We start from the raw sequence: 21,329 nt of genomic DNA, 5'->3' as shown, positions 1-21,329 counted from the left end.
TAATGCGGGTATGAATTCGAAGGAGTCAATGAAGCTTGCTATCTCGAATATTGCTTTTGGTGAAGATCAACAAGAAGCACTGAAGCGTGTGTCGCAGTGTGGTGTTGACGGTCTTGTGGTTGCACCGACGATAATTTGGCCAAGCTTACCAGAGATTGCCAATCTCTCTGGGCAGGAGCTTAAAGATCGACTTGGGACTTTGAAGCGGAAAGCTGGAGAATATCGCAATCGTCTCGGGGATCTCGGTCTGGCGGTTGTTGGGCTGCAATCTTTGACATACGGAGTTGGAGAGAATGCGAAGATTTTCGGTACTGAAGAAGAGGGTAAAAATCTAACAGAACATCTAAAGAGACTAACCGACCTTGCTGGGTCACTCGGTGCAGACTCGATGTCATTTGGTTCACCGGGGTTACGCAACCCGGGAGAGCTTAGTGGCGAGCAGGCTATGGAGAGAGCGGCTGAACTGTTTGGCAGAGTTGCTATTGCGGCCCATGATAACGATACGCAGATAGCAATCGAGCCGCTATCAGGCTATGGCAACAAGTTCGTGGAAAACCTAAAACAGGCCAGGAAACTGGCTGATCGCATCGACCATCCGGGGTTTGGAATTCATCCTGATACAGCAGCGATGTATGGTGCTGGGGACATGCCAGAGGATTTGGCTTCACTGATTCATAACCATAGAGATAGTGTACGCGGTATTGATGCCAGTGCTCCGGAGCTGAAGCGGCTTTCACTTGCGCCGGAGGTTCTCCAAGGAGGCTATATGGATGCCCTCAGAGAGGCTAATTATGATGGCTGGGTATCAATCGAAATGAGAGGTCCTTTGAACCCGAAGGTTCTTAAGGAAGAGATCAAAATCTTCAAAAAGCAATGTGGTCTCGCGGCATAGCCCATAGGATAAATAGTGGTATAATTACCATATGAAACTAGCTATATCGAACATCGCATGGACAAATGAAGAAGAAGCGGACGTCGCCGCAAAGTTGCGGGAGCTTGGCGTGCGCTACGTCGAGATCGCGCCGACGAAGCGTTGGGATGATCCGACCAAGGCGACTCCCGAGCAAATTAACGAATATGTCGAGTGGTGGAAGGGATATGGCATTGAGATCGCAGCCTTTCAGTCGATGCTGTTTGCACGCCCTGACCTAAAGCTGTTTGAATCAAGCGAGCTTCGTGACGAAATGCGGCAATATTTGGCTGACTTTTTGCGACTAGCTGGAGATATGGGTGCTGGTCGATTGGTGTTTGGTTCGCCAAAGAATCGACAGCGCGGTGCGATGTCAGTAGAAGAGGCGGACGGTATCGCAAGCCGTTTCTTTGCTGAGCTCGGTGATGTCGCCAAGGAGCATAACACCATGCTCTGTATCGAACCGAATGCACCTCAATATAATTGTGACTACGTGACAACAGCAGATGAAGGCGCACGGCTGGTTCGTACGATTAACTCGGAGGGGATTGGCCTACATCTTGACACGGCATGTATGGCGCTGGCTGGCGATGATATTGGCGAATCGATACGAAACAATGGCGATATCTTGAAGCATTTTCACGTTAGCGCTCCGATGCTTGATCGAGTTTATGATCGAGACGATGTTGACTATCGCGCTGCAGCTGATGCGCTAAAGTCCATTGGCTATGAGGGTGTTGTGTCAATCGAAATGCGTCCGGGTGAACAGGGAGAGAACGTGAAGCGTGTAGAGGACGCAGTATCGTTTGTGCAAAGCGTTTTTGAAGTGTAAGAGGACTGATCTGTCATTGACAAATTAAACTTATATGTTAAAATGATAGTATGAGTAAAGTTAAGAGCCCTCCTATAGAGGGAGCACCAGTTGTTATGGTGACGGGAACAAAGTATAATTATAATGATCTCCGTCACGGCCTCGCACGCATGACTGTAAAGAGATGTGTCAAAGACCATGAGCTGCCATGCGTTGTGGTTGATGCGTCGCCTGATCCGCGTATTGCAAAGGGGCTCGGTCAGCTTGGGGCTACCGTAGTATGTGTTAAACCAGAAGAAGGAGGAATTCCCAAGCAGCGACAGATTGGTGCGAGGTGTGTACTAGATCAAGGTGGAAATAAAATTATCACCTCCGAGCCAGAGAAAACGGGTATGCCAGATTTTGCAGAAGAGATTAGTAGGATGCTGGGGGATGGTGACTCACAGGATGATAATTCAGGGGATGGCCACTCAGTTGTCATTATCGGACGGACGGAGCGTTCGAAAGAATCAATGCCGCCATTCCAGCGGCGTACCGAAGAATTGGCTGGCTGGGTGCTTGAACGTACGCTAGGTTTGCCGCCGGATGCGCTCGCTGGTCCACGAGGTTATAGTCGTCAAGGAATACAACATCTGCTGAGATACCCATCAGATAGACCGGGGATGAATAACTGGATTTATATGTATGATAATCCCCTAGCAGCAAGGGCTAATGGAGAGCGTGTTGGCGCAATTGAGGTTGACCTGATATATCCAGAATCGCAGGTTGAGCAGGAAACAGACAATCCTACTTTCGATAGGAAGCGATATGAACAGTTTGCACTCCAGCTTGACTATTTGCTGAGAAGGCCTGAGGTCAAACAGCCAGCTTATGACTTGCGCAATATGGTGCTAGGGAGGCTTGCGCTGATGTCAGAACAGCCAACGGATAAGGAAATAAAAGAATTCTTTAACACACTAGAAGCCGAAGCGAGGGGCTTTGGCTATAAGAACAACAAGGATACGCAGTACCTCAGTTTATAAATATTATTGGATGGACACAGAGTTCGCCAAAGAATAGGTGGTGTTTGTGCGCCTAACTCGGTATACTATATAGTATGATAGCTGTAATTATTGCCGGTGGTTCAGGCACGCGTCTCTGGCCACTCTCAACCTCTACTCAACCAAAACAACTTTTGGCGTTAACTAGTGAGCGCACCATGGTCCAACAAGCCTATGACCGGGCGAGAAAGCTCGGTGATACTATCTACGTGGTGACCGAGGCCAGCCACGCCGGGGCGCTGCGGGCACAGCTACCGGAATTGCCGGACGAGGCCTTTCTGATCGAGCCGGGACGGCGGGGGACAGCGCACTGTATCGTGTTTGCGCTGGATTATATCAATCGTCATCATGACCAGACTGAGCCGATTGCCTTTATTCATTCTGATCATAATGTGCGTGACACCCAGGGGTTTGCCCACTCGTTTGATACAGCAGCGCGCATTTCTCGTGAGCGTGGTTGTATTACGCTTATCGGCATTGAGCCGACCTTCCCGTCGACTGGCTTTGGTTATATTCAGCGCGATGGGGTGATTGATGCTCAAGCGGGCGTCTATAATGTCGAGTCGTTCAAGGAAAAACCTGATTACGAGACGGCGAAGCAGTATGTCGAGTCGGGAAATTATTTGTGGAATTGTGGCTACTTTGTTGGCTCGGTTGAGGTGTTTATGAATGAAATGCAGCGGAGTGCCCCAGATCTGTGGTCAAATTACCAGACGTTAGCGTCAATTGCTGACTTCGGTAGCGAGGCCTACAATCACGCGTACCTGGCGCTAGATAATCAAGTCATCGACATCGCCCTGATCGAAAAAGCTCATCAGCTGGCTATGGTATCGGCCAGCTTTGACTGGATGGATATCGGTAATTTCAAGGATCTACACGACGCGGTTACCAAGGATGAGGCGGGTAATTACGCATATGGTGACAACATTCATACCATCGACGTCGCCAATACCTATATTCGTAATGAGCAGCCAGACAAGCCGGTGGCGGTGATCGGCCTTGATAATGTAGTGGTGGTCAACACGCCAGACGGTGTGTTGGTGGCGCGGCGGGATGTGGCCGCCAAGTGTGGTGACATCGCAAAGCAGTTGCAAAAATAACCCAGCAGCCGAGCCACGACCTAAACGACTAGGGCATGCCTAATTTGAATGAGTTAGGATTATCCACTATGAGTTGGTGTCTTTACGGCCATACTGTTTATACACCGCCAGCGTCTGCTCGGCCATTCGCTGCCACGAGAAAGTTTTGACGTACTGTTTACCCTTCTTGATGAGGTCACGACGTCGCTTCTCGTCAGTCAGAAGTTCGTCAATTGCCCGCGCTATGTCCTCAACGCTATACGGATCAAAGTAGTGAGCCGCCTCACCATGTGTTTCTGGCAGGCAAGTAGCAGTGCTCGAGGCAACCGGTGCGCCGTGTAGCATGGCTTCGAGGCCTGGTAGACCAAAGCCCTCGCTTAGTGACGGGAAGCAATACACAGCTGTATGCTCGTACATCCAGCGCAGTTGCTCGTCCGACACAAAACCGGTGAAGACGACATTTGTAATACCACGTTCAGTAACATACGCCTCATGGCGAGCATAATTGCCGTCCTTTTTACCCGCTAATGCCAGTATCAACTCAGGATGCTTCTGCTGTAGTAGCACAAATGCATCGATCAGCCGCCGCAAATTTTTATGCGGCGTCGGCCGGCCAACATACATGATGAACTTTTTGCCAACCAGCTCTTTGACCGGATCATTGCCCTTTGGTAGCTCGTCAGCGGATTCAAGTGTCACGGTAATCTTGTCCGGACTGACCCCGGTAAAATCCACCAAGTCACGCTTGACGAATTCAGAGATGGTGATGATATGAGCTGACTTTCGGGCAACTTTTTTGTTGACCCATTTATAAATTTGCTGCTTCACCCAAAAGACTACCGGGTTCTTGTCGGGGTTGCTGAACCGAACGGTGGTCAGGTCTTGCATGGTGGTGACGACTGGGCTGGCCCGGTACCACACGGGCTGCTGAACCATCGCAAAATGCACGAGATCTGGGCGCAGCTCCTCCAGCTGTTTCTTAAAGCTACGTTGCTCGGCAAATGAAAATTCAGCAAATGGACAGGCGACTTTCTGAAAGCGTGGGTTATCAGCCTGCCAGCTGTCCATATCTTTTGGCTTGAGCAAAATGATGTAGTCATTTCGGTTGTCGATTTTTTGTAGGTAGTGAATCAGCCGTTCGACGTAACGGCCGGTGCTCGTCCGCAATGTACGAGCATCAATGGCGATGCGCATGAGCGCCCCTCCTTTCGTTGGTTACAATTTTCTTTATGGCAGTCGTAAAGGCATGTTCGGCAAATGGTTTAGCGGAGGTGGCGATGGCTCGCGGCGAGACTCGCTGGTCGGGCAGTGTTTGGAGCGTTGCCACCAAGCTCTCAACGGTTTGTTCGGCGAAAAACCAGCCGTTCTTACCAGGGTTGATATAGTCCAGTGCGCCACCAGCTTGATATGCTACCACTGGCAGTCCAGCGGCCAAGGCTTCAACTGGTGCTACACCAAAATCTTCGTGGGCGGTAAATAGGAATAGGTCAGCTTGTTGAATGGCGGCAGCCCGGGCCTCGTCACTGACGTAGCCAAGAAAGCGCGTCGAGTCACCCGCCAGCTTCTCCAGCCGCTCACGGTCAGGCCCATTACCCATGATGTCGAGCGGCCAACCGAGCTGCTGACAGGCCTGAATTACCAAGTCCAGCCGCTTCATCGGCACCAGGCGTCCCCACACTACGCAGCGTGGTCGGGCAGGTAGCGTCACGGAGCGCGGTCGGGTTTTTGCGAGTGCCATAAAGCTGGTTGTTTGCACCGGCGGAAAGACGACGATGCTGTCCCGGCCATAAAATTGCTTGATATCAGCCTGAATGGCGGTGGAATTGGCCAAAAAGACATCAACCCTCTGCGCCGCCTGATAATCACGCCGCCGGAGGGGTCGGACCAGCAGCCGCAAGCCCAGTCGCGCCAGCCACCGTGGTCGAAAGCTCGGTCGACGCAGGTATTCCTGATAGTGCCGCCAATAAAAATGCGTCGGCGTATGACAATAACAGATATGTCGTTGATCGGGGCGGGTGGTTCGGATAAACTTGGCCTCACCGTTACCAGAACTGGAGATGATAATATCAAATTGCCCGAGATCCAGCCGCGCAAACCATCGCTGCCTGAGCACCGGCAGTAGTCGCCTGAGCTGAGCAAATGGCCAATGCTGTAAATAACCAGTCACTACCTTGTTATCAAGTTTTTTTCGCCACGTTCTCGAGCAATACGAGGTATAAATTGGGGCGTCAGGATAGAGCCGGTGTAGCGCCAGGACAACCTGCTCGGCACCGCCACCATACAGCCAGTCATGAACGATCGCGATGGTCGGCTGGGTGCGCATCACGGCTCCTTCTTAAAGATGACCAGGCAGGTCTTGAGAAGAATGGTGATATCCAGCCACAAACTCCAGTTTTGTACATAATAGAGATCCAGCCGCCGCCGCTCTTCAAAACCGATACTGCGCCGCCCCGACACAACCGCTAGGCCAGTCAGGCCAGACTTGACCGTCAGTAGCGTGTGCTTTTTCTCGTAATTGCTCAGCTCGTGCGGCACCAGCGCCCGCGGCCCAACGAGGCTAATATCGCCCTTGATAACGTTAAATAACTGCGGCAGTTCGTCGAGGCTAAACCGGCGAATGAAACGACCGACTGGTGTGACGCGAAAGTCGTGGTTGAGCCTATCACCATTTTGCCGATATTCATCGATCAGCTCCGGTTTGCCAATCATCGCGAACACCTCCTCGTCAGTTTTGCCGTCAAACTTGGCGTAGTGCGAGCGAAATTTATATACCTTGAACGGGCGATTAAACTGGGTTAAGCGTCGCCGCTGCTGTCCATGCATCAGTACGGGGCCGCGCGGGTCGCCGAGCTTAACGGCGATTGCCACCAGTAGCATAATCGGCGAGGTAATGATAATGCCGATGGTCGCACCGATGAGATCCATCAACCGTTTGACCACGCGTCCGTAGCCGGTGGCCAGCGGCGTTGGGTGAATGTACGCTAGCGGCACGGAATTGATAATCTCGACCGTATGCCGTGCGGTCATCAGGCCATCGAGGGCTGGCGCTTGATAAAAATCGAGATAGTGCTGCTCGGCCAAGTTATAGTGCGCTTCGCTGCGAGCGGTGTCGGTCTGGATAATGGCGTCAATTTTATCGCGAGTCAAGGCCGATGCCAATGTCGAACGCCGCAAACCCTTGAGCCGTGGCGGGATTAGTCCGTCTTTAGAAATAATAGCACTGAGGTGAAAGCCGGTTGACGGATGGGCGCTAATAAACTCGGCCAGCGTCCGCGTCGATTCGGCGTTGCCGACCAGCGCCACGCGCTTGATGCCGATATTTTTGCGCAGCAGATGTAGCCTGACGATATTGGCAGCGCTACGCAGGATGAGCAAGATGACAAAGCTGATGATCAGCGCATAAATCACCACCATCTTGGCCGGAAAGAGCGGTGTGTTACTAAAGAAGCTAAAGGAAATCATCATCATGATGCCGCAAACCGCCGCCATACCCAGTCGCCAAAATTCACGCAGCGGATGAATATAGTGCTCACGGTCGTATAGCCCAAAAAACGAGAACAAGACAACCCACAGCGGCAGCATCAGCACAATCGACGTGATAAACTCCAGCGCTCCAATTTGCACATGGAAGGGTCGCGTGTCGAGTGATACGCGCATGATGTATGCCGCCGTGAACGCACCAACTAGCGCCAGTACGTCCAGCCCGATCAACACCAATTTGAAGTAAAAATCAGAGTTCTTCTTCATGACCTTTGGGGTGATTATACAAGAAAATACCAATCCATGCAAGGCAATGTACCGAGTTGATCAAGCTGCCAAAAAACCAAAAGTGGATAGCGATAGCCGTCGTTAGCAGTAAGGCAAATCGCCCCCATTGCTTTAGTAGCCATTGGCCGCTGCGCCATAGCGCGACGGTGAGCAGTACTAGTAGCGGTATCATACCGACAACGCCGATATTACTAAGCAGCAAAACGTAGAAAATATACACCGTATGATCGGTCGACACCGGCTGATGCAGCCGATGTTGGATAAAACTGCCGAGATTGCCAAGGCCAGTCCCAAAGAGTATGGTGCGCGGATTTGACGCCCAGGCTCGGAGCGCCAGTCGAGCGGCGTTGAGTCGGTCATTAGCTGAAGCGGTGACGAAACCCGATGGCTGGAAATTGGCTGATGGAGCGAGCGGGTTTGGCTGGGTGGTGGGCGGTGACGGTGATGATTGCGGTGCCGTGGTCTCGTTGGTTGGTGGTGCTTGCGGTGAGGGTGTGCCACCCGGCGTTGGGATGGTATTTTTTTGCGGTAATTTGATGCGGCCGAGCGACAACTGGTCGAGCATACTCACCGCGGTATTATAGGCAATGTGCGGTGTGTTGTGATAGCGAATCACCGCTGAGACCAGTAGTAGGGTACATCCAACCACGAATCCGGCCGTGATGATGCCGAGTTGACGCCACGCATCGTGATGAGATGCCCGCGCCGCGTCAGTAGTATTGTCCCTATTTCTCCCGCACCGCTGCCAGCAGCGGACAACGCCGTACACGATGCCTGCGCCAATTACCGCGATAAACGCGCCGCGCGAGAACGTCAGACTGATCGCCACGCTGCTACCAAAAACGCTCCAGCCTGCCAGTCGCCGTTCTCGCCAGCACAGTCCGACGAACAGGGCTGGTAATAAGCTGCTTGCTAAAAATTGCGGCTCAGCGGCAAATAGATTGATCCTGACAAAGCCAAACACGCCGGCGTGACAACCCGAGCAGAGCGTACCGAATGCCGTTGGTTCAATATGGGCGATGATGAGCTGCAGCACCGCTAACACACCGAACACAATGCCGCTCCACAAGCCAATTGTCATGAGGCGGCGCTGATCACTCGCCGATAATGCCCGGTACATCAGGGCAGCACATACTGCGGTTATCAGCAGCAATAAAAGCGATGCCGTATATAATGCGGTACGCGCTCGGACATAAGATAATAACAGCCCAACGATACTAGTGATAGCCAGCATGCCAATGCCGAGCCACCACCATCGCCCTTGGGGCCACAGTCGCTGGCGCACCATTATGCCAAGACCGCAGCCAACAACGCCGATCACCGCCACTTGATATAGTCCGATGCGAAACGACGGAAAATCGAGCATCGCCAGGCTGATGCTCGGCTGTAGTGACAGTGCGCCGCCAAACAGCACGGCGGCCAGTAGCCACACATATATCGTCGATGATACTCGCTTCACCTCTTTAGTATAGCGCAAATAATGCGGGCAGGTTATACTAAAAGCATGCAGCCAACAAAAAAGCAAAAAATACTGCTGGATTTTATCGATGGATTTATCAAGGGCAATGGCTATAGCCCGACACTGCGGGAAATTATGCGGGCGTTGGGGTATAAGTCGGTTTCAACGGTGGCAAAGCATGTTGATAATTTGGTGGCGGCTGGGATGTTAGATAAGCGCGACGGCGAGGTGCGGTCGTTGGTACCGCGGCAGGCAGAAAAAGAGGCGTGGTGGCAGAATTTAGTGAAGGAGATTAAGCAGCGGGAAGCGGTAGATAATGAGAAATCGCGCTCGGAGGCAGAAATCTTGAAAAAAGCCCTGGAAATTGTCCGCCGGTAACTTTACAACTGATTGAAAACTCGCTATAATACGACACGTATTCCGGGGTAGCTCAGCGGTAGAGCGGTTGGCTGTTAACCAATAGGCCGCGGGTTCGAACCCCGCCCCCGGAGCCAAGAAAAGACACTTCTACGGAGGTGTTTTTTCTTTGCTAGGTAAACGGTCACGAAGGGACGTCAAAGAGTCGAGCGGCTTACAGCGAAATTACAGATTGCTTAGCTATCATATACTCATCACTAACAGAAAGGATGATCATGAACAAGGTGAAAGCAAGCGAAATCAACTTAACCACTAACGAGGCACTGGTGTTGCAGCAAGTCTACGAAGACGGCGGTGACGATGCAGCCACGCTGGCAGCACAAATGGGCATGCCGCGCCGAACGGCGATGCATGTGCTGGCAGACTTGCGGCAGCTGGTTCAGCGCATTTGGCCGGAGGCGCAGGCGATAGTATACTAAGGAATATGAGATATATCTTGTTGCTTCGGGGTATCAATGTTGGCGGTAAAAATAAAGTTTCCATGAAAGACCTCACAGCAAGCCTCGAGGATCTGGGGTATCAGCATGTCGTCACTTATATCAATAGTGGTAACGTTATATTTGACACTGATGACGAACTGACGACAATCAAAGATGATATCGCTACCATATTAGGGCGTTTTCCATTTACTATCAAACACGTCATTTTGACGAAAGATGAGTATTTAAACGAAGTATCTAATCTGCCAGAGTGGTGGCACCAGCCCCTGGCGCGGAAAGATGTATTATTCTATACCGACGACATCGACCCTGAATATATCAAGGAGCGGATCGGTCAAATGCCGCTTCATGATGAAATCGTTCATTTTGGTAAAAAGGCGGTATTTTGGGGTAAATATAATGAGAAGGAATTTTTGCGTACCTCATACCATAAGTTACTAATGAAAGAAAAGTTTTACCCACTGATCACTATTCGCAATGGGCGAACATTTGATACGTTAGGAAAGATGCTGGGGTAGGCTATGCGGATTTTACAGATTGAACAGTATGAGTAAAGATAACGCAAAAGCAGTAATTTTTGATGGTGACGGCACGCTTTGGCGGCCTACTGGCGCGGATAAAAATTCCCGGCCAGATAGTATCTATAAAGGTGATCAGGTTGAGAAACATAGCCATAACAACTTAAGCTTAGTCGATGGCGTGTATGATTTCCTGAAAAATCTTCGGGCTTGCGGATATAAAATATTTATTGTTTCAGCCCACCCCGTCCCAGGACCAGAAGCACTTGAAGAGTTAAAAGCCAAAATTGTTAATCTTAATATCAAGAGGCTTGTTGATGGATTTTTCTGTTCGGACGGTAGCGATAGAAATGGCAAAATGTATGTGATACGAGATATCGTGCGAGATTTTAATCTTGATGCTAGAAATGTATATATGGTCGGCGACAGCTACTATTATGATTACGAAGCTGGTATTAACGCTGGGGTAAATAGTTTTTTCATAAAAAACGACTATTGCAAGCAGCCTGTACCACTACCAGATGATGTGCAGGTTATTGATGTGATTACGGATTTGGCGGTGGAGTAGTATCGTCCTAAGCGATCTGGTACTAGCGAGATAGATTGACCGCTAATTGAGTCATTGGCACACCGCCTACTCCCCGATCAAGTCAATCTTTGCTATACTATTTCATATGATGAAATTATTTTCACAACATCACCATCATCTCCACGTGTAAGCAGGAGGTGTCTTGTTGTTGTGGTATGCCTCCTGCGGGAGGTTTTTTGATTGATTAATTTTAGGAAAGGAAATATATGATACCAGATAAATTAAAGCCAGGCGATGAAGTAAGGGTAGTTGCGCCGGCGCGTTCGGCTAGCGATATTGACGAAAGAGTTTTAGATCGGGCGAAAGCGGCGTTAGAATCACTGGGTCTAAAGGTTACGTTTAGCAAAAATGCTTTTTCTCAGAGTCAGCGAGGTTGCCCGACGGACGACGAAAAGGTTGAAGATTTACAGGAAGCGTTTATGGACGAAAACGTGAGGTGTATTCTGGCGGCTATCGGCGGGTTTAATTCAAATCAGATGCTGGGTAAAATTAACTGGCAAATTATTAAAGACAATCCGAAGATCTTTGGTGGCTTTTCTGACATCACCGTTCTTAATCACGCTATTTTAGCTAAAACTGGGTTGGTGACTTATACGATGCCAAATTTCTATTGTTTTGGTTTGCCGCCGGAAAATAGTTATTCATTGGAATATTTTCAGCGGTGTTTGTTTGCAGATCAGCCGGCAGAACTTGTCGTTCAACAATCGGAGACATTTTACGATTTTCCGTGGAATTATGACGAAGTTTCGCCGCGCCAAGCTTTGGAAAATGACGGGCCGCGAGTTGTGCAGAGCGGGTCGGCTGAAGGGGTAATGATTGGCGGCAATTTGTGTAGTCTAAATCTGTTGAATGGTACGGAGTATTTTCCGAAAGTTGAAGGCGATGTTATTTTGTGTATTGAAGATGATAGCTACGACTCAATCACCGAAACGTTTGAGCGCCACGTGCAGGCGTTGATGCAACAGCCGTTTTTTCGTCAAGTAAAAGCAATTTTAGTTGGGCGTTTCCAGGGAGAATCTCGGGCGACCGACGATATGATTAGCGACATCATTCTTTCAAAGAATATCGATTCAAAAATTCCAGTGATAGTTAATCTTGATTTTGGTCACACCGACCCGAAGTTCACGTATCCGGTTGGCGGTAAATGTGAGGTTGTAGCGGAAGGTGATACTAAAATTGTCATTCGTTGTGACGATTAATTTCTTTTTGAGAGGGGTGTTTTCAGTAATTTTTCAGATCTATGTACTAAAGTCGAGAAAGAGGATAGTTAGCTAATGAGAATTTTACTAATAGAAGATGACACGGCGATTGCGCGGTTGCTGAAAGAGGGTCTGGAGGATGAAGTTTATGCGGTCGATGTGGCGCATGATGGCGATGAGGGGTATCGGACGGCGATGGCGGACGACTATGATGTGATTATTCTTGATGTGATGCTGCCGGAGATGAATGGTTATGAAGTTTGCCGGGCGCTACGTCAAGATGGCAATCAGACGCCGATTTTGATGTTGACAGCGCGTGATGCCGAGCGGGATATTGTCGAAGGCTTGGATATAGGTGCTGATGACTATCTGGCGAAGCCGTTTAGCTTTGAGGTGTTGTTGGCGCGTATTCGCGCTTTGCTGCGCCGTCCGAATGAGAAGTTGGAAGAAGTTTTGCGGGTCGGTGATTTGACGCTTGATCCGAGTTCGAAAAAAGTAATGCGTGCCTCACAAGAGATTAACCTGACTGCCAAAGAATACGGCGTCTTGGAATATTTGATGCGTAACGCCAGTAAGGTCCTGTCCAAAGAGCAAATTATCTCGCACGTGTGGGATTTTGATGCCGATGTGTTGCCGAACAATGTTGAGCTATTCATTATGTTTTTGCGGCGAAAAATCGACAAACCATTTGACTCAAAATTGATTCACACCGTCCCCGGCTTTGGCTATAAACTGGAGGATAAATCATGAAACAGCAGCGCGTCAGGCGGCTAGCGCTGAGCTATTTGGCGGTGATTATGACACTGTCACTGGTTTTTAGTGTGATTATTTATGCTATCACTTCTGTACAATTAAGTCGGCCGTTGCCGCCGAGCGAACACGCTCAGCAACTGCCAGAGCTTATCGAACGTCAGTTTAGTCGCCGCCTGGAGCGGCGCAACCGCGAGACGCGCGGGTCGGTGATCGTGTCGCTGGAGGCACTCAATAGCATGATGTTACTGGTTGGCTATTGGCTGAGTGTGCTGCTTGTCCCGAGCAGTTGGATGAGCAGCCATATGACGACTGGTTGTAAAATCCACAGGCCAGTGACGGTGATGCAGATGAACTGGACGATTGGCTGGCGGACTTGCGGCATAAGGGATTAATGGCAATCGACCAGTCTTATGGCGACGCCTGGGTACGACTAACTACGCGTGGCAAACGACTGGTGTAGCGAATTTGGCAGGAGGTGCAGGCAATGGCCGTTTAAGGTTTGCCTAATCTAAAGATTTTATTGTAGTTTGGTAGGCATGCCTAGCAGAAACACGTTTATAGGCTGTGCTATAATTTTACTATGACACCGTTGCTGGCTAGAAGTTAAGAAAAACTATAAAAAGATACAACACTGTAGGAATTATGAAAATCTGGCACTCAGGACGAGAATCAAAATTACTCGACGATATTATCGCCGGGCGGAAGACGGTTGAAGGTCGATTGAATCGCGGAAAGTTTGCCGAGTACCGAGTCGGTGATAAGATTCACCTGCGCCGCGATGTTCGCGATGCCGAAGGAATACTACACGACGGCGAACCAGATCAAGCACGCGTGGAGATTATCGCTATCCGCCACTACAATTCCTTTTTAGAAATGGTGCAGGCCGAGGGTTACCACCGTGTTATTCCGCACGCCACCAGTGCCGAAGCTGCCGCTGCCGAATACAACAAATATTATTCCGCTGCTGACCAAAAACATTATGGCGTGCTAGCAGTGGAAGTTCGCTCATTGCTTTAATCTTTCAGTATGACTATAATATACTGAAACCATAGAAAATAATGACTATAAAAGGAGTCGTTATGGATGATACTTCACCGCTGATGTTACACGGGCTGACCAAGCGCTTTGGTCATAAACTGGCAGTCGACAATGTGTCGCTGGAGCTACGCGAAGGCGAGGTATTTGGTTTTCTTGGGCCGAATGGTGCGGGTAAAAGCACGACGATTCGGTCGGTGATGGATTTCTTGAGGCCGACGGATGGCTGGGTAGAGTTGCTGGGCGGACAGAGCGTTGAGGAGCGAACGGCCCTTCATGATCAGGTTGGGTATCTAGCGGGCGACATCGCGCTGTATGAAACTATGACTGGTCGGAAATTGCTGAAGTTTTTGGCGCGGACAGGTCGAAAGGTTGATTGGTACTATGTTGATGAACTAGCTAAGCGTTTTGAGGCGGTGCTAGATCGACCAATTCGTCAGCTTTCCAAGGGTAATCGTCAGAAAATTGGTCTGATTCAAGCTTTTATGCACCGCCCGAAACTGCTGATTTTGGATGAGCCGACCAGCGGGCTAGATCCGCTGATGAAGCAGGTATTTTACGATTTGGTGCACGAAGTTTCCGAGCAAGGTGCCACGGTGTTTGTCAGCAGTCACGACCTGGCTGAAGTGCAAAAGATTTGTCACCGTGTTGGCTTTATTCGCGATGGAAAATTGATCGCCATTGAACACATCGCGACCATAAAGCACCTGTCAACACACCGCTACATTGTGACCTTTGCTAAAAAACCGCTTCTAACGGCAGCCAAAAAACTACCGTCCATCACCGACGTTCAACGTCGCGGCGACGAATACGAATTCACCGTCAAAGGTGACGCGGCAGAGTTTGTTTCATTCATCGCCGAACATAAACCAAAAGTCCTGCGCGAATCAGAACTAGAATTAGAAGAACTATTCATGCGGTATTATGAAGGCGAGGAGGCAAAGCGATGATGCGGCAGACGGTGCGGCAAAATTACAAATTGCCGCTGTTTTTGGGCGTTGGAATTAGCGTTGTGGCAGTATTGTTTTCAGCGTTGTTCAATAAATTTAGCGATCAGCTAAGCCCGTTCATCGACATGATGCCGGCTGGTATGAAAGCGGTGGTTGGCGATTTGGCGATTGGCACCACGCCAGAAGGCTGGCTGAGTATTGAGCTGTTTCCACTGGTGGCGATGGTCGGCGTGGTGATTACGGCGATTATTTTGGGTGCTGGGGTAATTGGTCGGGAAGAGGATTTAGGGACATTGGAGTTACTCCTCGCTAGTCGACGGACTCGCGTGATGATTGTACTGCAAAAATATGCGGCGATGGCGGGGTTATTGGTGATTCCTCCGATGTTGTTGTGCATGACGATTGCGCTCATTGGTCCGCTGTTCGACTTTCATCCAAACCTCACTCACGTTGCCGGGGCCTGTGTGAGCTTGTGGCTTTTGGGCCTTAGTTTTGGTAGTCTCACCTTTGTCACCCAGGCGGTGACGGGCCGGCGCGGGCTGGCTATTGGCGTTGGCAGCCTGCTTTTTCTAGCAATGTACGCCCTGTCGATTACTGCTAAATTGATTGAAAGCTGGAAAGCTTACGACGTTTGGTCGCTGATCCATTACTACAACATTCCGGGCAGTTTGATGGACGGATTGGACCTAGGAAAATTGGTAGTCTTAATCTTTGTGAGCTTAGCGGCGCTTGGCGTGGCAGCGATTGGCTTTTATCGGCGAGATACGGGAGTGTAATTCGTTATATGACTGACATAGATCTGTTTGATTATATGGCGCAATAGAACAGGTATATGGTAAATGTTATAATTTCCATATGGAAACCTTGCCTCGCCCTGATAAGTTGCTGACCGACAGATCATTGCAGTGTGCTGCAACGGAGCTCGGTGTCGATGTATCTGATTTACAAATTACCTCGGTGAGCGGCGGTTTTTCGCGTAATCGCCGCGCCTTGGTGTCGGCGGGCGATAAGACAATTTTTGTCAAAGAGGTTGATGTCGATTTACTGCCGGACGACGGCGAGCGGGAATTAGCTTGGCTGAAAAAAGATTATGAAGTGACGCGGTTATTGCAGAAACTTCACCCGCAATATGTGGCCGATTGGACTATGCTGGCTGGTGATGGACATGTGCTGATGACAACCAGTTATGCGTCAGCCGACGGCTGGCTATGGCAGCCGCCAGCGGAAAAATTTGTGGTGAAACGATATATTTTAGCGGTGGTAGCGGCAACTCGCGAGCTGGAACAAACAGAGTTACCATACGAGGTGATTGAGGAACTGCAGCTGCAACCATTTGTAGCGGCGGAGCTTGGCTTGGATGACGGCATTGATCGAATTATTACTGAGGCTGATATTCACCGTCAGTTGATTGATAATTACCGAATATTATTGCCAGAACAATCAGAAGTCAACCAGCAGCGCTGCCAGAAGATGATGGAGTTACTGAATAGGAATGATGGATTAGTCGATATTTCGGTACGTGCTAAACAATTCGCCAAACAGCCAGAGGATTGTTTTAATCATTCCGATGTACGCAGTGATAACTTGGCGTTTCATCCGCAAACTGGTGAGCTGAAATTGGTCGATTGGAATTGGGCTTCCTATGCGCCTCAGGGGTCTGGGGCGACGGAATTTCTGGTTGATATGGCGCGCCATGGTCAGGATGTAACACCATGGCTAGACGAACTCAATGCGGAGATGTTAGCGGCATTTGTTGGCTTTTATCTTATCCGTAGCCTCAAGCCGCCGCTCCAGCCGGGCGATACTCTTCGCCAAATGCAGGCGCTGTCAGCGGCCACCGCTTATGATTTACTGGAGCGCACGTGACGACCTCACTTATCATTCTCCGCGGTAATTCTGGCTGTGGTAAAACCAGCACGGCGCGCCTACTCCAGCGTCAACTAGGCTACGGCACGATGCTGGTGTCGCAGGATGTGGTGCGGCGGGAGATGCTTCGCGTGAAAGACAGTGAAAGCAACCCGGCAATTCAACTGATGTATGATCTATGCATGTACGGCAATAACGTTGGTTATACGGTGATTTTGGAAGGTATTTTGAGTAGTAAAAAATACGGCGCGATGCTGCATCGGCTGCTGAATGATTTTCAGGGCGAAAAGTTGATTTACTATTTTGACATATCGTTTGAGGAAACGGTGCGCCGCCACGCTACCAAGCCAAATGCTCATGAATTTGGTGAATCGAAGATGCGCCAGTGGTGGAAAGATCAAGATATTTTGAATGTACCGGGCGAGCAGCGAATTGGCGAACAGCTGACTCAGGCCGAAATTGTTGATATGATTCACCGCGACGTCTTAGCATTATCAGAGGGAACAAATACTTCCGCATCTCGCATGTAAATAATACAATGTATTTTCGTTGACAAACGCTATATATCGCGTGTATATTCTATATTAAGCACTACATATAGTGTTTTAGAAAATAAATAATGTTTTTTGCAACACAAGCCCCTCGGGGAGGTTGGGGCTGGTTTGCTATTACCATAATAAGGAGGGGTATGTACAAATCAATCAAAAAACGCGACGGTCGGACTGTCAAATTTGACCGTAAAAAAATCGAAAAAGCCATCGAGAAGGCGGGCCTGGAGACTGGCGAATTTGATGCCAAGCAGGCCGTCAAATTGACCGATAAGGTACTGGCGGTACTAGAAACCCGCAACCCAAAACGCTTGCCGGGTGTCGAGGATATCCAGGATGTCGTTGAGGATGTCTTGATTGATTCCAAGTTCAAGAAAACCGCCAAGGCCTACATTATCTACCGCGACCAGCACAAAAAGCTGCGTGAAATTACATCCAGCGCGCACGTCGATTTGATCGATAAATACGTTAACAATCTAGACTGGAAAGTCAAAGAAAATTCCAACATGGGCTATAGTTTGCAGGGCCTGAATAACTACGTTTCGGCGGAAATTACCAAGACCTACTGGCTGGATAAGATTTATTCGCCAAAAATCGGCCGGGCGCATAAAGAGGGTGATTTGCATATTCACGACCTCAATTTGCTGAGTGTTTACTGTGTTGGCTGGGATCTGATGGATTTGCTGCGCCAAGGTTTCACCGGTGTTAAAAACAAGGTTGCCTCCAAACCGGCTAAGCATTTCCGCTCGGCTCTTGGGCAGGTGGTCAATTTCTTCTACACTCTGCAGGGCGAGGCGGCTGGCGCTCAGGCATTCTCTGACTTTGATACACTCTTGGCGCCGTTCATTCGCGCTGACAAGCTGAGCTATGACGAGGTTAAACAGGCATTGCAAGAATTTGTCTTTAACGTTAACGTACCAACTAGGGTTGGTTTCCAGACGCCGTTTACCAACATCACGCTTGATCTAGAATGTCCAAAGCACATGGCCGGCAATCCGGTGATCATCGGCGGCGAGATGCAGGATACTAACTACGGCGATTACCAGGAAGAGATGAACATGCTTAATAAAGCATTGCTTGAGGTATTGTCTGAAGGCGACGCCAACGGCCGCGTCTTCACCTTCCCGATTCCGACGGTCAATATCACTAAAGATTTCAACTGGGATAATCCGGTCATTGAAAATCTTTGGGAAGCCAGCGCCAAGTACGGCATTCCGTACTTCTCAAACTTCATCAATTCCGACATGGATCCAGAAGATGCGCGCTCGATGTGCTGTCGCTTGCGCATCGATAATCGCCAGCTGGAGTATCGCGGCGGCGGTCTGTTTGGTTCGAATCCGATGACCGGTTCAATTGGCGTGGTGACGATTAACCTGCCGCGCCTAGCGCTGAAATCAAAGAACGAGAAAGAATTTTTCAAGGGTCTGGGCGAACTCATGGATATGGCGCGCGACAGCCTGGAGACCAAACGCAAGGTGCTGGAGCAGCTGACCGATTCGGACATCAGCCTGTATCCGTACACCAAGTTTTACCTGCGCGATATTAAAAAGCGCTTCAATGAGTATTGGAAGAATCACTTCTCGACGATTGGCTTGATCGGTACGAATGAGGCAGCGCTGAATTTGCTGGGCGTCGACATTGGTACCGAAAAGGGCAAGGCGTTCGCCGAGAAAACTCTTGATTTTATGCGCGATCGGCTGGTCGAATACCAGAAAGAAACTGGCAATAATTACAATTTGGAAGCAACGCCAGCTGAGGGTACGACTTACCGCTTAGCGCAAATTGACAAAGCCAGCTTCCCTGATCGAGCACACTTTGCTAATGGCCTGGGTGCGGCAGTCAAACATCCGTTCTACACTAACTCCAGCCACTTGCCAGTCAATTACACCGATGATTTGTTTGAGCTGATGGATTTGCAGGATAATTTGCAAACCAAATACACGGGCGGCACGGTGATTCACTTCTTCCTAGGCGAGCGTATGGATGATCCACAGACGCTGAAGAAACTGGTTAAAACGATTTGCGAAAATTATAGATTGCCGTACTTTACCTTTACGCCAAGTTTCTCAATCTGTGCTAACCACGGCTATATCGTCGGCGAACATCCGGCTTGTCCGAATTGCGGCGAAAGTACTGAGGTCTACTCGCGGGTGGTTGGTTTCTTGCGCCCAGTTTCCCAGTGGAATAACGGTAAGCAAGCTGAATTTGACATGAGGGAGCATTATGACGATGCCGCCGAACACCAGCGAGCTAGCGCCGTCGCTGTCCCAGCTTAAGGTGTCGATCGGCGGGATTCAGAAGCTGTCGCTGGTTGACTATCCGGGGCACGTGGCGGCAGCGCTGTTTCTGTCGGGTTGCAATATGCGTTGTGGCTATTGCCATAATCCTGAACTGGTACTACCTGAGCGGTTAGCGCCGAGTATCCCAGTTGAAGAGGCGATGATATTCTTAAAATCGCGTATTGGCCGGCTAGACGGCGTGGTGATTTCTGGCGGCGAGCCGACGGTTAACGAAGATCTGCCCGTGCTTTGCCGGATGATTAAAAAGCTGGGTTTTGATGTCAAACTAGACACCAACGGCACGCATCCTGACATGGTGCGCGGTATGGTCGAGGAGGGGACGATTGACTTCATCGCCATGGACGTTAAGGGGCCGCTGGAAAAATACGTGGAGATTGCGGCGCGGCCGATTGATCTGGAGGCGATCAAGGATAACGTGCGGCTGATGATTGATTCGGGAATTGGCCATGAATTTCGAACGACAATCGTTCGTGAGCAGCTGGAGGTAGCGGATTTTGAAAAGATTGGCGAGCTGGTTAGAGGCGCCAAGCGATTCGCTTTGCAGCATTTTCGCACCGGCACCACCATTAGTCCGAAGTTTGCCAACTATCACACGTTCACTGACGAAGAATTTAGGGCCGCCCAAAAAATAATGGAAAGGTATGTCGAAGAATGCGTGATTCACTAACTGTCGAAATTGTGCGCGTGCGCCAGGAAAACCCCGAGGTGACGACGCTGTATGTTGTGCGGCCATTCGACTTTATGGCGGGGCAATACATCACAGTGTTCATTGCGGGTAGTCAGGTGCGCGAAGGCAAGGCCTATAGTATTTCTTCGCGCCCGCACGAGGAATTGATGTCGATTACCGTGAAAAATGTTGGCGGTGAATTCTCGAGCTATTTGTGTTCGCGCCAGGTTGGCGATACGCTGCACATTAGCCAGGCGTACGGCGATTTCAACCCGCAAACCGAGCGACCATTGGTTGGCATCGCGGCGGGGTGCGGACTCAGCCCGATTTGGAGTATCTTGGCGGACGCCAAGCAGCCAACTTTTCTCTATTTGAGTCAAAAATCGCCGGAATATATGGTGTTCTCGGAGGAGTTAGCAGCGTCGAATATTACGGTCAAAAAGTTTAGCACGCGTCAGCAGGTTGAGGAACGAGACGGCTGGCATAATGGGCGGTTTGAGGTGGCGAACATTGTGAGTGAGGTGCCAAGTGAGGCGCACTTTCTGGTTTGTGGCAGCTTACCGTTTGTGCGTGATGTTTGGCAAAAACTAACCGCCGCTGGCATCGATGAATCACACATTTCAACGGAGACATTTTTTGAGCAATGATTGGGGCGATGACTACAGTAGAATTATCACCGACAGGAGCTAATGGTGATAATTTCGATGTGTTTTCGTCGTTGCGAGATGGTGCTATTGGTGAGGATTTTTCGTCTGGTGTTGGCGAAACGGTGGCTGATAATGTTGAGCAGTTTGATTTGGTGGCGGTCGCTAGTGGTGAAGAAGAACTACCTTCTACTGAGGAAGTATCGGCGTCAATTGGTCAAACGGCATGTGTGACATGTGTTGGTTGTCCATATCTTAGCCAGTGTGTAAAACCTCAGGCGTTAGCCATGAAGCGGGAGTCGGAAAGACAGGAGAATATATCTACTGATATGAATT

At 49.7% G+C, this 21,329-nt stretch carries 23 protein-coding genes and 1 tRNA gene; 20 read left to right on the top strand and 4 right to left on the bottom strand.

Going from position 1 to position 21,329, the window contains the following annotated elements; genetic code table 11:
* The first annotated feature begins 10 nt into the window (after window positions 1-10).
* From FBF29_04540 to FBF29_04525, 4 genes are all read left to right on the top strand, one after another.
* Entirely contained in the window at window positions 11-892 is an 882-nt protein-coding gene (locus FBF29_04540; GenBank protein QJU07925.1) for a sugar phosphate isomerase/epimerase, read from the top strand.
* 31 nt (window positions 893-923) lie between these two features.
* Entirely contained in the window at window positions 924-1,742 is an 819-nt protein-coding gene (locus tag FBF29_04535) for a sugar phosphate isomerase/epimerase (protein ID QJU07924.1), read from the top strand.
* Between the two features lie 50 nt (window positions 1,743-1,792).
* Complete coding sequence (locus FBF29_04530) at window positions 1,793-2,743, top strand: hypothetical protein (protein ID QJU07923.1); 951 nt, start codon at window positions 1,793-1,795, stop codon at window positions 2,741-2,743.
* Window positions 2,744-2,817: 74 nt separating this feature from the next.
* Window positions 2,818-3,861, top strand: coding sequence for a mannose-1-phosphate guanyltransferase (locus FBF29_04525; protein QJU07922.1), 1,044 nt, complete (start codon window positions 2,818-2,820; stop codon window positions 3,859-3,861).
* A 66-nt stretch (window positions 3,862-3,927) separates the two neighbouring features.
* Here FBF29_04525 and FBF29_04520 read toward each other — a convergent pair whose 3' ends face one another.
* Genes FBF29_04520 through FBF29_04505 form a run of 4 tightly spaced genes read right to left on the bottom strand, consistent with a single transcriptional unit; the run spans window position 3,928 to window position 9,067 of the window.
* Window positions 3,928-5,034 carry a glycosyltransferase family 4 protein gene (locus FBF29_04520; protein ID QJU07921.1) on the bottom strand — a complete coding sequence of 369 codons (1,107 nt, stop codon included), beginning with the start codon at window positions 5,032-5,034 and terminating at the stop codon, window positions 3,928-3,930.
* Window positions 5,018-6,163 (bottom strand): glycosyltransferase family 4 protein, encoded by a 1,146-nt coding sequence (locus tag FBF29_04515; protein ID QJU07920.1) that lies wholly within the window; start codon window positions 6,161-6,163, stop codon window positions 5,018-5,020. Before FBF29_04515 ends, FBF29_04520 begins: the two co-directional genes overlap by 17 nt.
* Window positions 6,163-7,587 (bottom strand): sugar transferase, encoded by a 1,425-nt coding sequence (locus FBF29_04510; protein QJU07919.1) that lies wholly within the window; start codon window positions 7,585-7,587, stop codon window positions 6,163-6,165. Before FBF29_04510 ends, FBF29_04515 begins: the two co-directional genes overlap by 1 nt.
* Window positions 7,571-9,067, bottom strand: coding sequence for a hypothetical protein (locus tag FBF29_04505; GenBank protein ID QJU07918.1), 1,497 nt, complete (start codon window positions 9,065-9,067; stop codon window positions 7,571-7,573). The genes FBF29_04510 and FBF29_04505 overlap by 17 nt, the downstream gene beginning before the upstream one ends.
* A gap of 21 nt (window positions 9,068-9,088) precedes the next feature.
* Between FBF29_04505 and FBF29_04500 the strand changes: the two genes are divergently transcribed.
* From FBF29_04500 to FBF29_04425, 16 genes are all read left to right on the top strand, one after another.
* Window positions 9,089-9,445, top strand: a complete 357-nt coding sequence (locus FBF29_04500; GenBank protein QJU07917.1) for a hypothetical protein — start codon at window positions 9,089-9,091, stop codon at window positions 9,443-9,445.
* Between the two features lie 41 nt (window positions 9,446-9,486).
* Window positions 9,487-9,561, top strand: a tRNA-Asn gene (locus FBF29_04495).
* A 138-nt stretch (window positions 9,562-9,699) separates the two neighbouring features.
* A complete protein-coding gene (locus FBF29_04490) occupies window positions 9,700-9,903 on the top strand; it encodes a hypothetical protein (GenBank protein QJU07916.1) in 204 nt (67 codons plus the stop codon).
* Between the two features lie 5 nt (window positions 9,904-9,908).
* Window positions 9,909-10,442 (top strand): DUF1697 domain-containing protein, encoded by a 534-nt coding sequence (locus tag FBF29_04485; GenBank protein ID QJU07915.1) that lies wholly within the window; start codon window positions 9,909-9,911, stop codon window positions 10,440-10,442.
* 28 nt (window positions 10,443-10,470) lie between these two features.
* Complete coding sequence (locus FBF29_04480; GenBank protein QJU07914.1) at window positions 10,471-11,010, top strand: hypothetical protein; 540 nt, start codon at window positions 10,471-10,473, stop codon at window positions 11,008-11,010.
* A gap of 227 nt (window positions 11,011-11,237) precedes the next feature.
* Window positions 11,238-12,230, top strand: a complete 993-nt coding sequence (locus FBF29_04475) for an LD-carboxypeptidase (GenBank protein QJU07913.1) — start codon at window positions 11,238-11,240, stop codon at window positions 12,228-12,230.
* A gap of 75 nt (window positions 12,231-12,305) precedes the next feature.
* Complete coding sequence (locus tag FBF29_04470) at window positions 12,306-12,980, top strand: response regulator transcription factor (protein ID QJU07912.1); 675 nt, start codon at window positions 12,306-12,308, stop codon at window positions 12,978-12,980.
* Window positions 12,977-13,375, top strand: coding sequence for a hypothetical protein (locus FBF29_04465; protein ID QJU07911.1), 399 nt, complete (start codon window positions 12,977-12,979; stop codon window positions 13,373-13,375). Before FBF29_04470 ends, FBF29_04465 begins: the two co-directional genes overlap by 4 nt.
* A 250-nt stretch (window positions 13,376-13,625) precedes the next feature.
* Window positions 13,626-14,000, top strand: a complete 375-nt coding sequence (locus FBF29_04460; protein ID QJU07910.1) for an ASCH domain-containing protein — start codon at window positions 13,626-13,628, stop codon at window positions 13,998-14,000.
* Between the two features lie 41 nt (window positions 14,001-14,041).
* Window positions 14,042-14,968, top strand: a complete 927-nt coding sequence (locus FBF29_04455; protein ID QJU07909.1) for an ABC transporter ATP-binding protein — start codon at window positions 14,042-14,044, stop codon at window positions 14,966-14,968.
* Window positions 14,965-15,744, top strand: coding sequence for a hypothetical protein (locus tag FBF29_04450; GenBank protein ID QJU07908.1), 780 nt, complete (start codon window positions 14,965-14,967; stop codon window positions 15,742-15,744). The genes FBF29_04455 and FBF29_04450 overlap by 4 nt, the downstream gene beginning before the upstream one ends.
* A 79-nt stretch (window positions 15,745-15,823) precedes the next feature.
* Entirely contained in the window at window positions 15,824-16,834 is a 1,011-nt protein-coding gene (locus FBF29_04445; protein ID QJU07907.1) for a hypothetical protein, read from the top strand.
* Window positions 16,831-17,364 carry a uridine kinase gene (locus tag FBF29_04440; protein ID QJU07906.1) on the top strand — a complete coding sequence of 178 codons (534 nt, stop codon included), beginning with the start codon at window positions 16,831-16,833 and terminating at the stop codon, window positions 17,362-17,364. Before FBF29_04445 ends, FBF29_04440 begins: the two co-directional genes overlap by 4 nt.
* Before the next feature lie 158 nt (window positions 17,365-17,522).
* Entirely contained in the window at window positions 17,523-19,658 is a 2,136-nt protein-coding gene (locus FBF29_04435; GenBank protein ID QJU07905.1) for a ribonucleoside triphosphate reductase, read from the top strand.
* Window positions 19,606-20,349 carry an anaerobic ribonucleoside-triphosphate reductase activating protein gene (locus FBF29_04430; protein QJU07904.1) on the top strand — a complete coding sequence of 248 codons (744 nt, stop codon included), beginning with the start codon at window positions 19,606-19,608 and terminating at the stop codon, window positions 20,347-20,349. The genes FBF29_04435 and FBF29_04430 overlap by 53 nt, the downstream gene beginning before the upstream one ends.
* A complete protein-coding gene (locus FBF29_04425; GenBank protein ID QJU07903.1) occupies window positions 20,334-20,996 on the top strand; it encodes a hypothetical protein in 663 nt (220 codons plus the stop codon). The genes FBF29_04430 and FBF29_04425 overlap by 16 nt, the downstream gene beginning before the upstream one ends.
* Window positions 20,997-21,329 lie beyond the last annotated feature (333 nt).

This window comes from Candidatus Saccharibacteria bacterium oral taxon 488, assembly GCA_013099015.1.
In the GTDB taxonomy this organism is placed as follows: Bacteria; Patescibacteriota; Saccharimonadia; order Saccharimonadales; family Saccharimonadaceae; genus Nanosynbacter.
The sequence above is the reverse complement of the archived record's forward strand: the minus strand, read 5'-3'. Positions and strand labels throughout refer to the sequence as shown.

What these genes read in the sequence shown, in the direction of transcription:
- FBF29_04490 (QJU07916.1), top strand. Translation starts at nt 9,700, where the DNA reads ATGAACAAGGTGAAAGCAAGCGAAATCAACTTAACCACTAACGAGGCA.
- FBF29_04485 (QJU07915.1), top strand. Translation starts at nt 9,909, where the DNA reads ATGAGATATATCTTGTTGCTTCGGGGTATCAATGTTGGCGGTAAAAAT.
- FBF29_04540 (QJU07925.1), top strand. Translation starts at nt 11, where the DNA reads ATGAATTCGAAGGAGTCAATGAAGCTTGCTATCTCGAATATTGCTTTT.
- FBF29_04435 (QJU07905.1), top strand. Translation starts at nt 17,523, where the DNA reads ATGTACAAATCAATCAAAAAACGCGACGGTCGGACTGTCAAATTTGAC.
- FBF29_04520 (QJU07921.1), bottom strand. Translation starts at nt 5,034, where the DNA reads ATGCGCATCGCCATTGATGCTCGTACATTGCGGACGAGCACCGGCCGT.
- FBF29_04445 (QJU07907.1), top strand. Translation starts at nt 15,824, where the DNA reads ATGGAAACCTTGCCTCGCCCTGATAAGTTGCTGACCGACAGATCATTG.
- FBF29_04510 (QJU07919.1), bottom strand. Translation starts at nt 7,587, where the DNA reads ATGAAGAAGAACTCTGATTTTTACTTCAAATTGGTGTTGATCGGGCTG.
- FBF29_04525 (QJU07922.1), top strand. Translation starts at nt 2,818, where the DNA reads ATGATAGCTGTAATTATTGCCGGTGGTTCAGGCACGCGTCTCTGGCCA.
- FBF29_04470 (QJU07912.1), top strand. Translation starts at nt 12,306, where the DNA reads ATGAGAATTTTACTAATAGAAGATGACACGGCGATTGCGCGGTTGCTG.
- FBF29_04425 (QJU07903.1), top strand. Translation starts at nt 20,334, where the DNA reads ATGCGTGATTCACTAACTGTCGAAATTGTGCGCGTGCGCCAGGAAAAC.
- FBF29_04535 (QJU07924.1), top strand. Translation starts at nt 924, where the DNA reads ATGAAACTAGCTATATCGAACATCGCATGGACAAATGAAGAAGAAGCG.
- FBF29_04450 (QJU07908.1), top strand. Translation starts at nt 14,965, where the DNA reads ATGATGCGGCAGACGGTGCGGCAAAATTACAAATTGCCGCTGTTTTTG.
- FBF29_04455 (QJU07909.1), top strand. Translation starts at nt 14,042, where the DNA reads ATGACTATAAAAGGAGTCGTTATGGATGATACTTCACCGCTGATGTTA.
- FBF29_04465 (QJU07911.1), top strand. Translation starts at nt 12,977, where the DNA reads ATGAAACAGCAGCGCGTCAGGCGGCTAGCGCTGAGCTATTTGGCGGTG.
- FBF29_04430 (QJU07904.1), top strand. Translation starts at nt 19,606, where the DNA reads ATGACGATGCCGCCGAACACCAGCGAGCTAGCGCCGTCGCTGTCCCAG.
- FBF29_04480 (QJU07914.1), top strand. Translation starts at nt 10,471, where the DNA reads ATGAGTAAAGATAACGCAAAAGCAGTAATTTTTGATGGTGACGGCACG.
- FBF29_04515 (QJU07920.1), bottom strand. Translation starts at nt 6,163, where the DNA reads ATGCGCACCCAGCCGACCATCGCGATCGTTCATGACTGGCTGTATGGT.
- FBF29_04530 (QJU07923.1), top strand. Translation starts at nt 1,793, where the DNA reads ATGAGTAAAGTTAAGAGCCCTCCTATAGAGGGAGCACCAGTTGTTATG.
- FBF29_04500 (QJU07917.1), top strand. Translation starts at nt 9,089, where the DNA reads ATGCGGGCAGGTTATACTAAAAGCATGCAGCCAACAAAAAAGCAAAAA.
- FBF29_04460 (QJU07910.1), top strand. Translation starts at nt 13,626, where the DNA reads ATGAAAATCTGGCACTCAGGACGAGAATCAAAATTACTCGACGATATT.
- FBF29_04475 (QJU07913.1), top strand. Translation starts at nt 11,238, where the DNA reads ATGATACCAGATAAATTAAAGCCAGGCGATGAAGTAAGGGTAGTTGCG.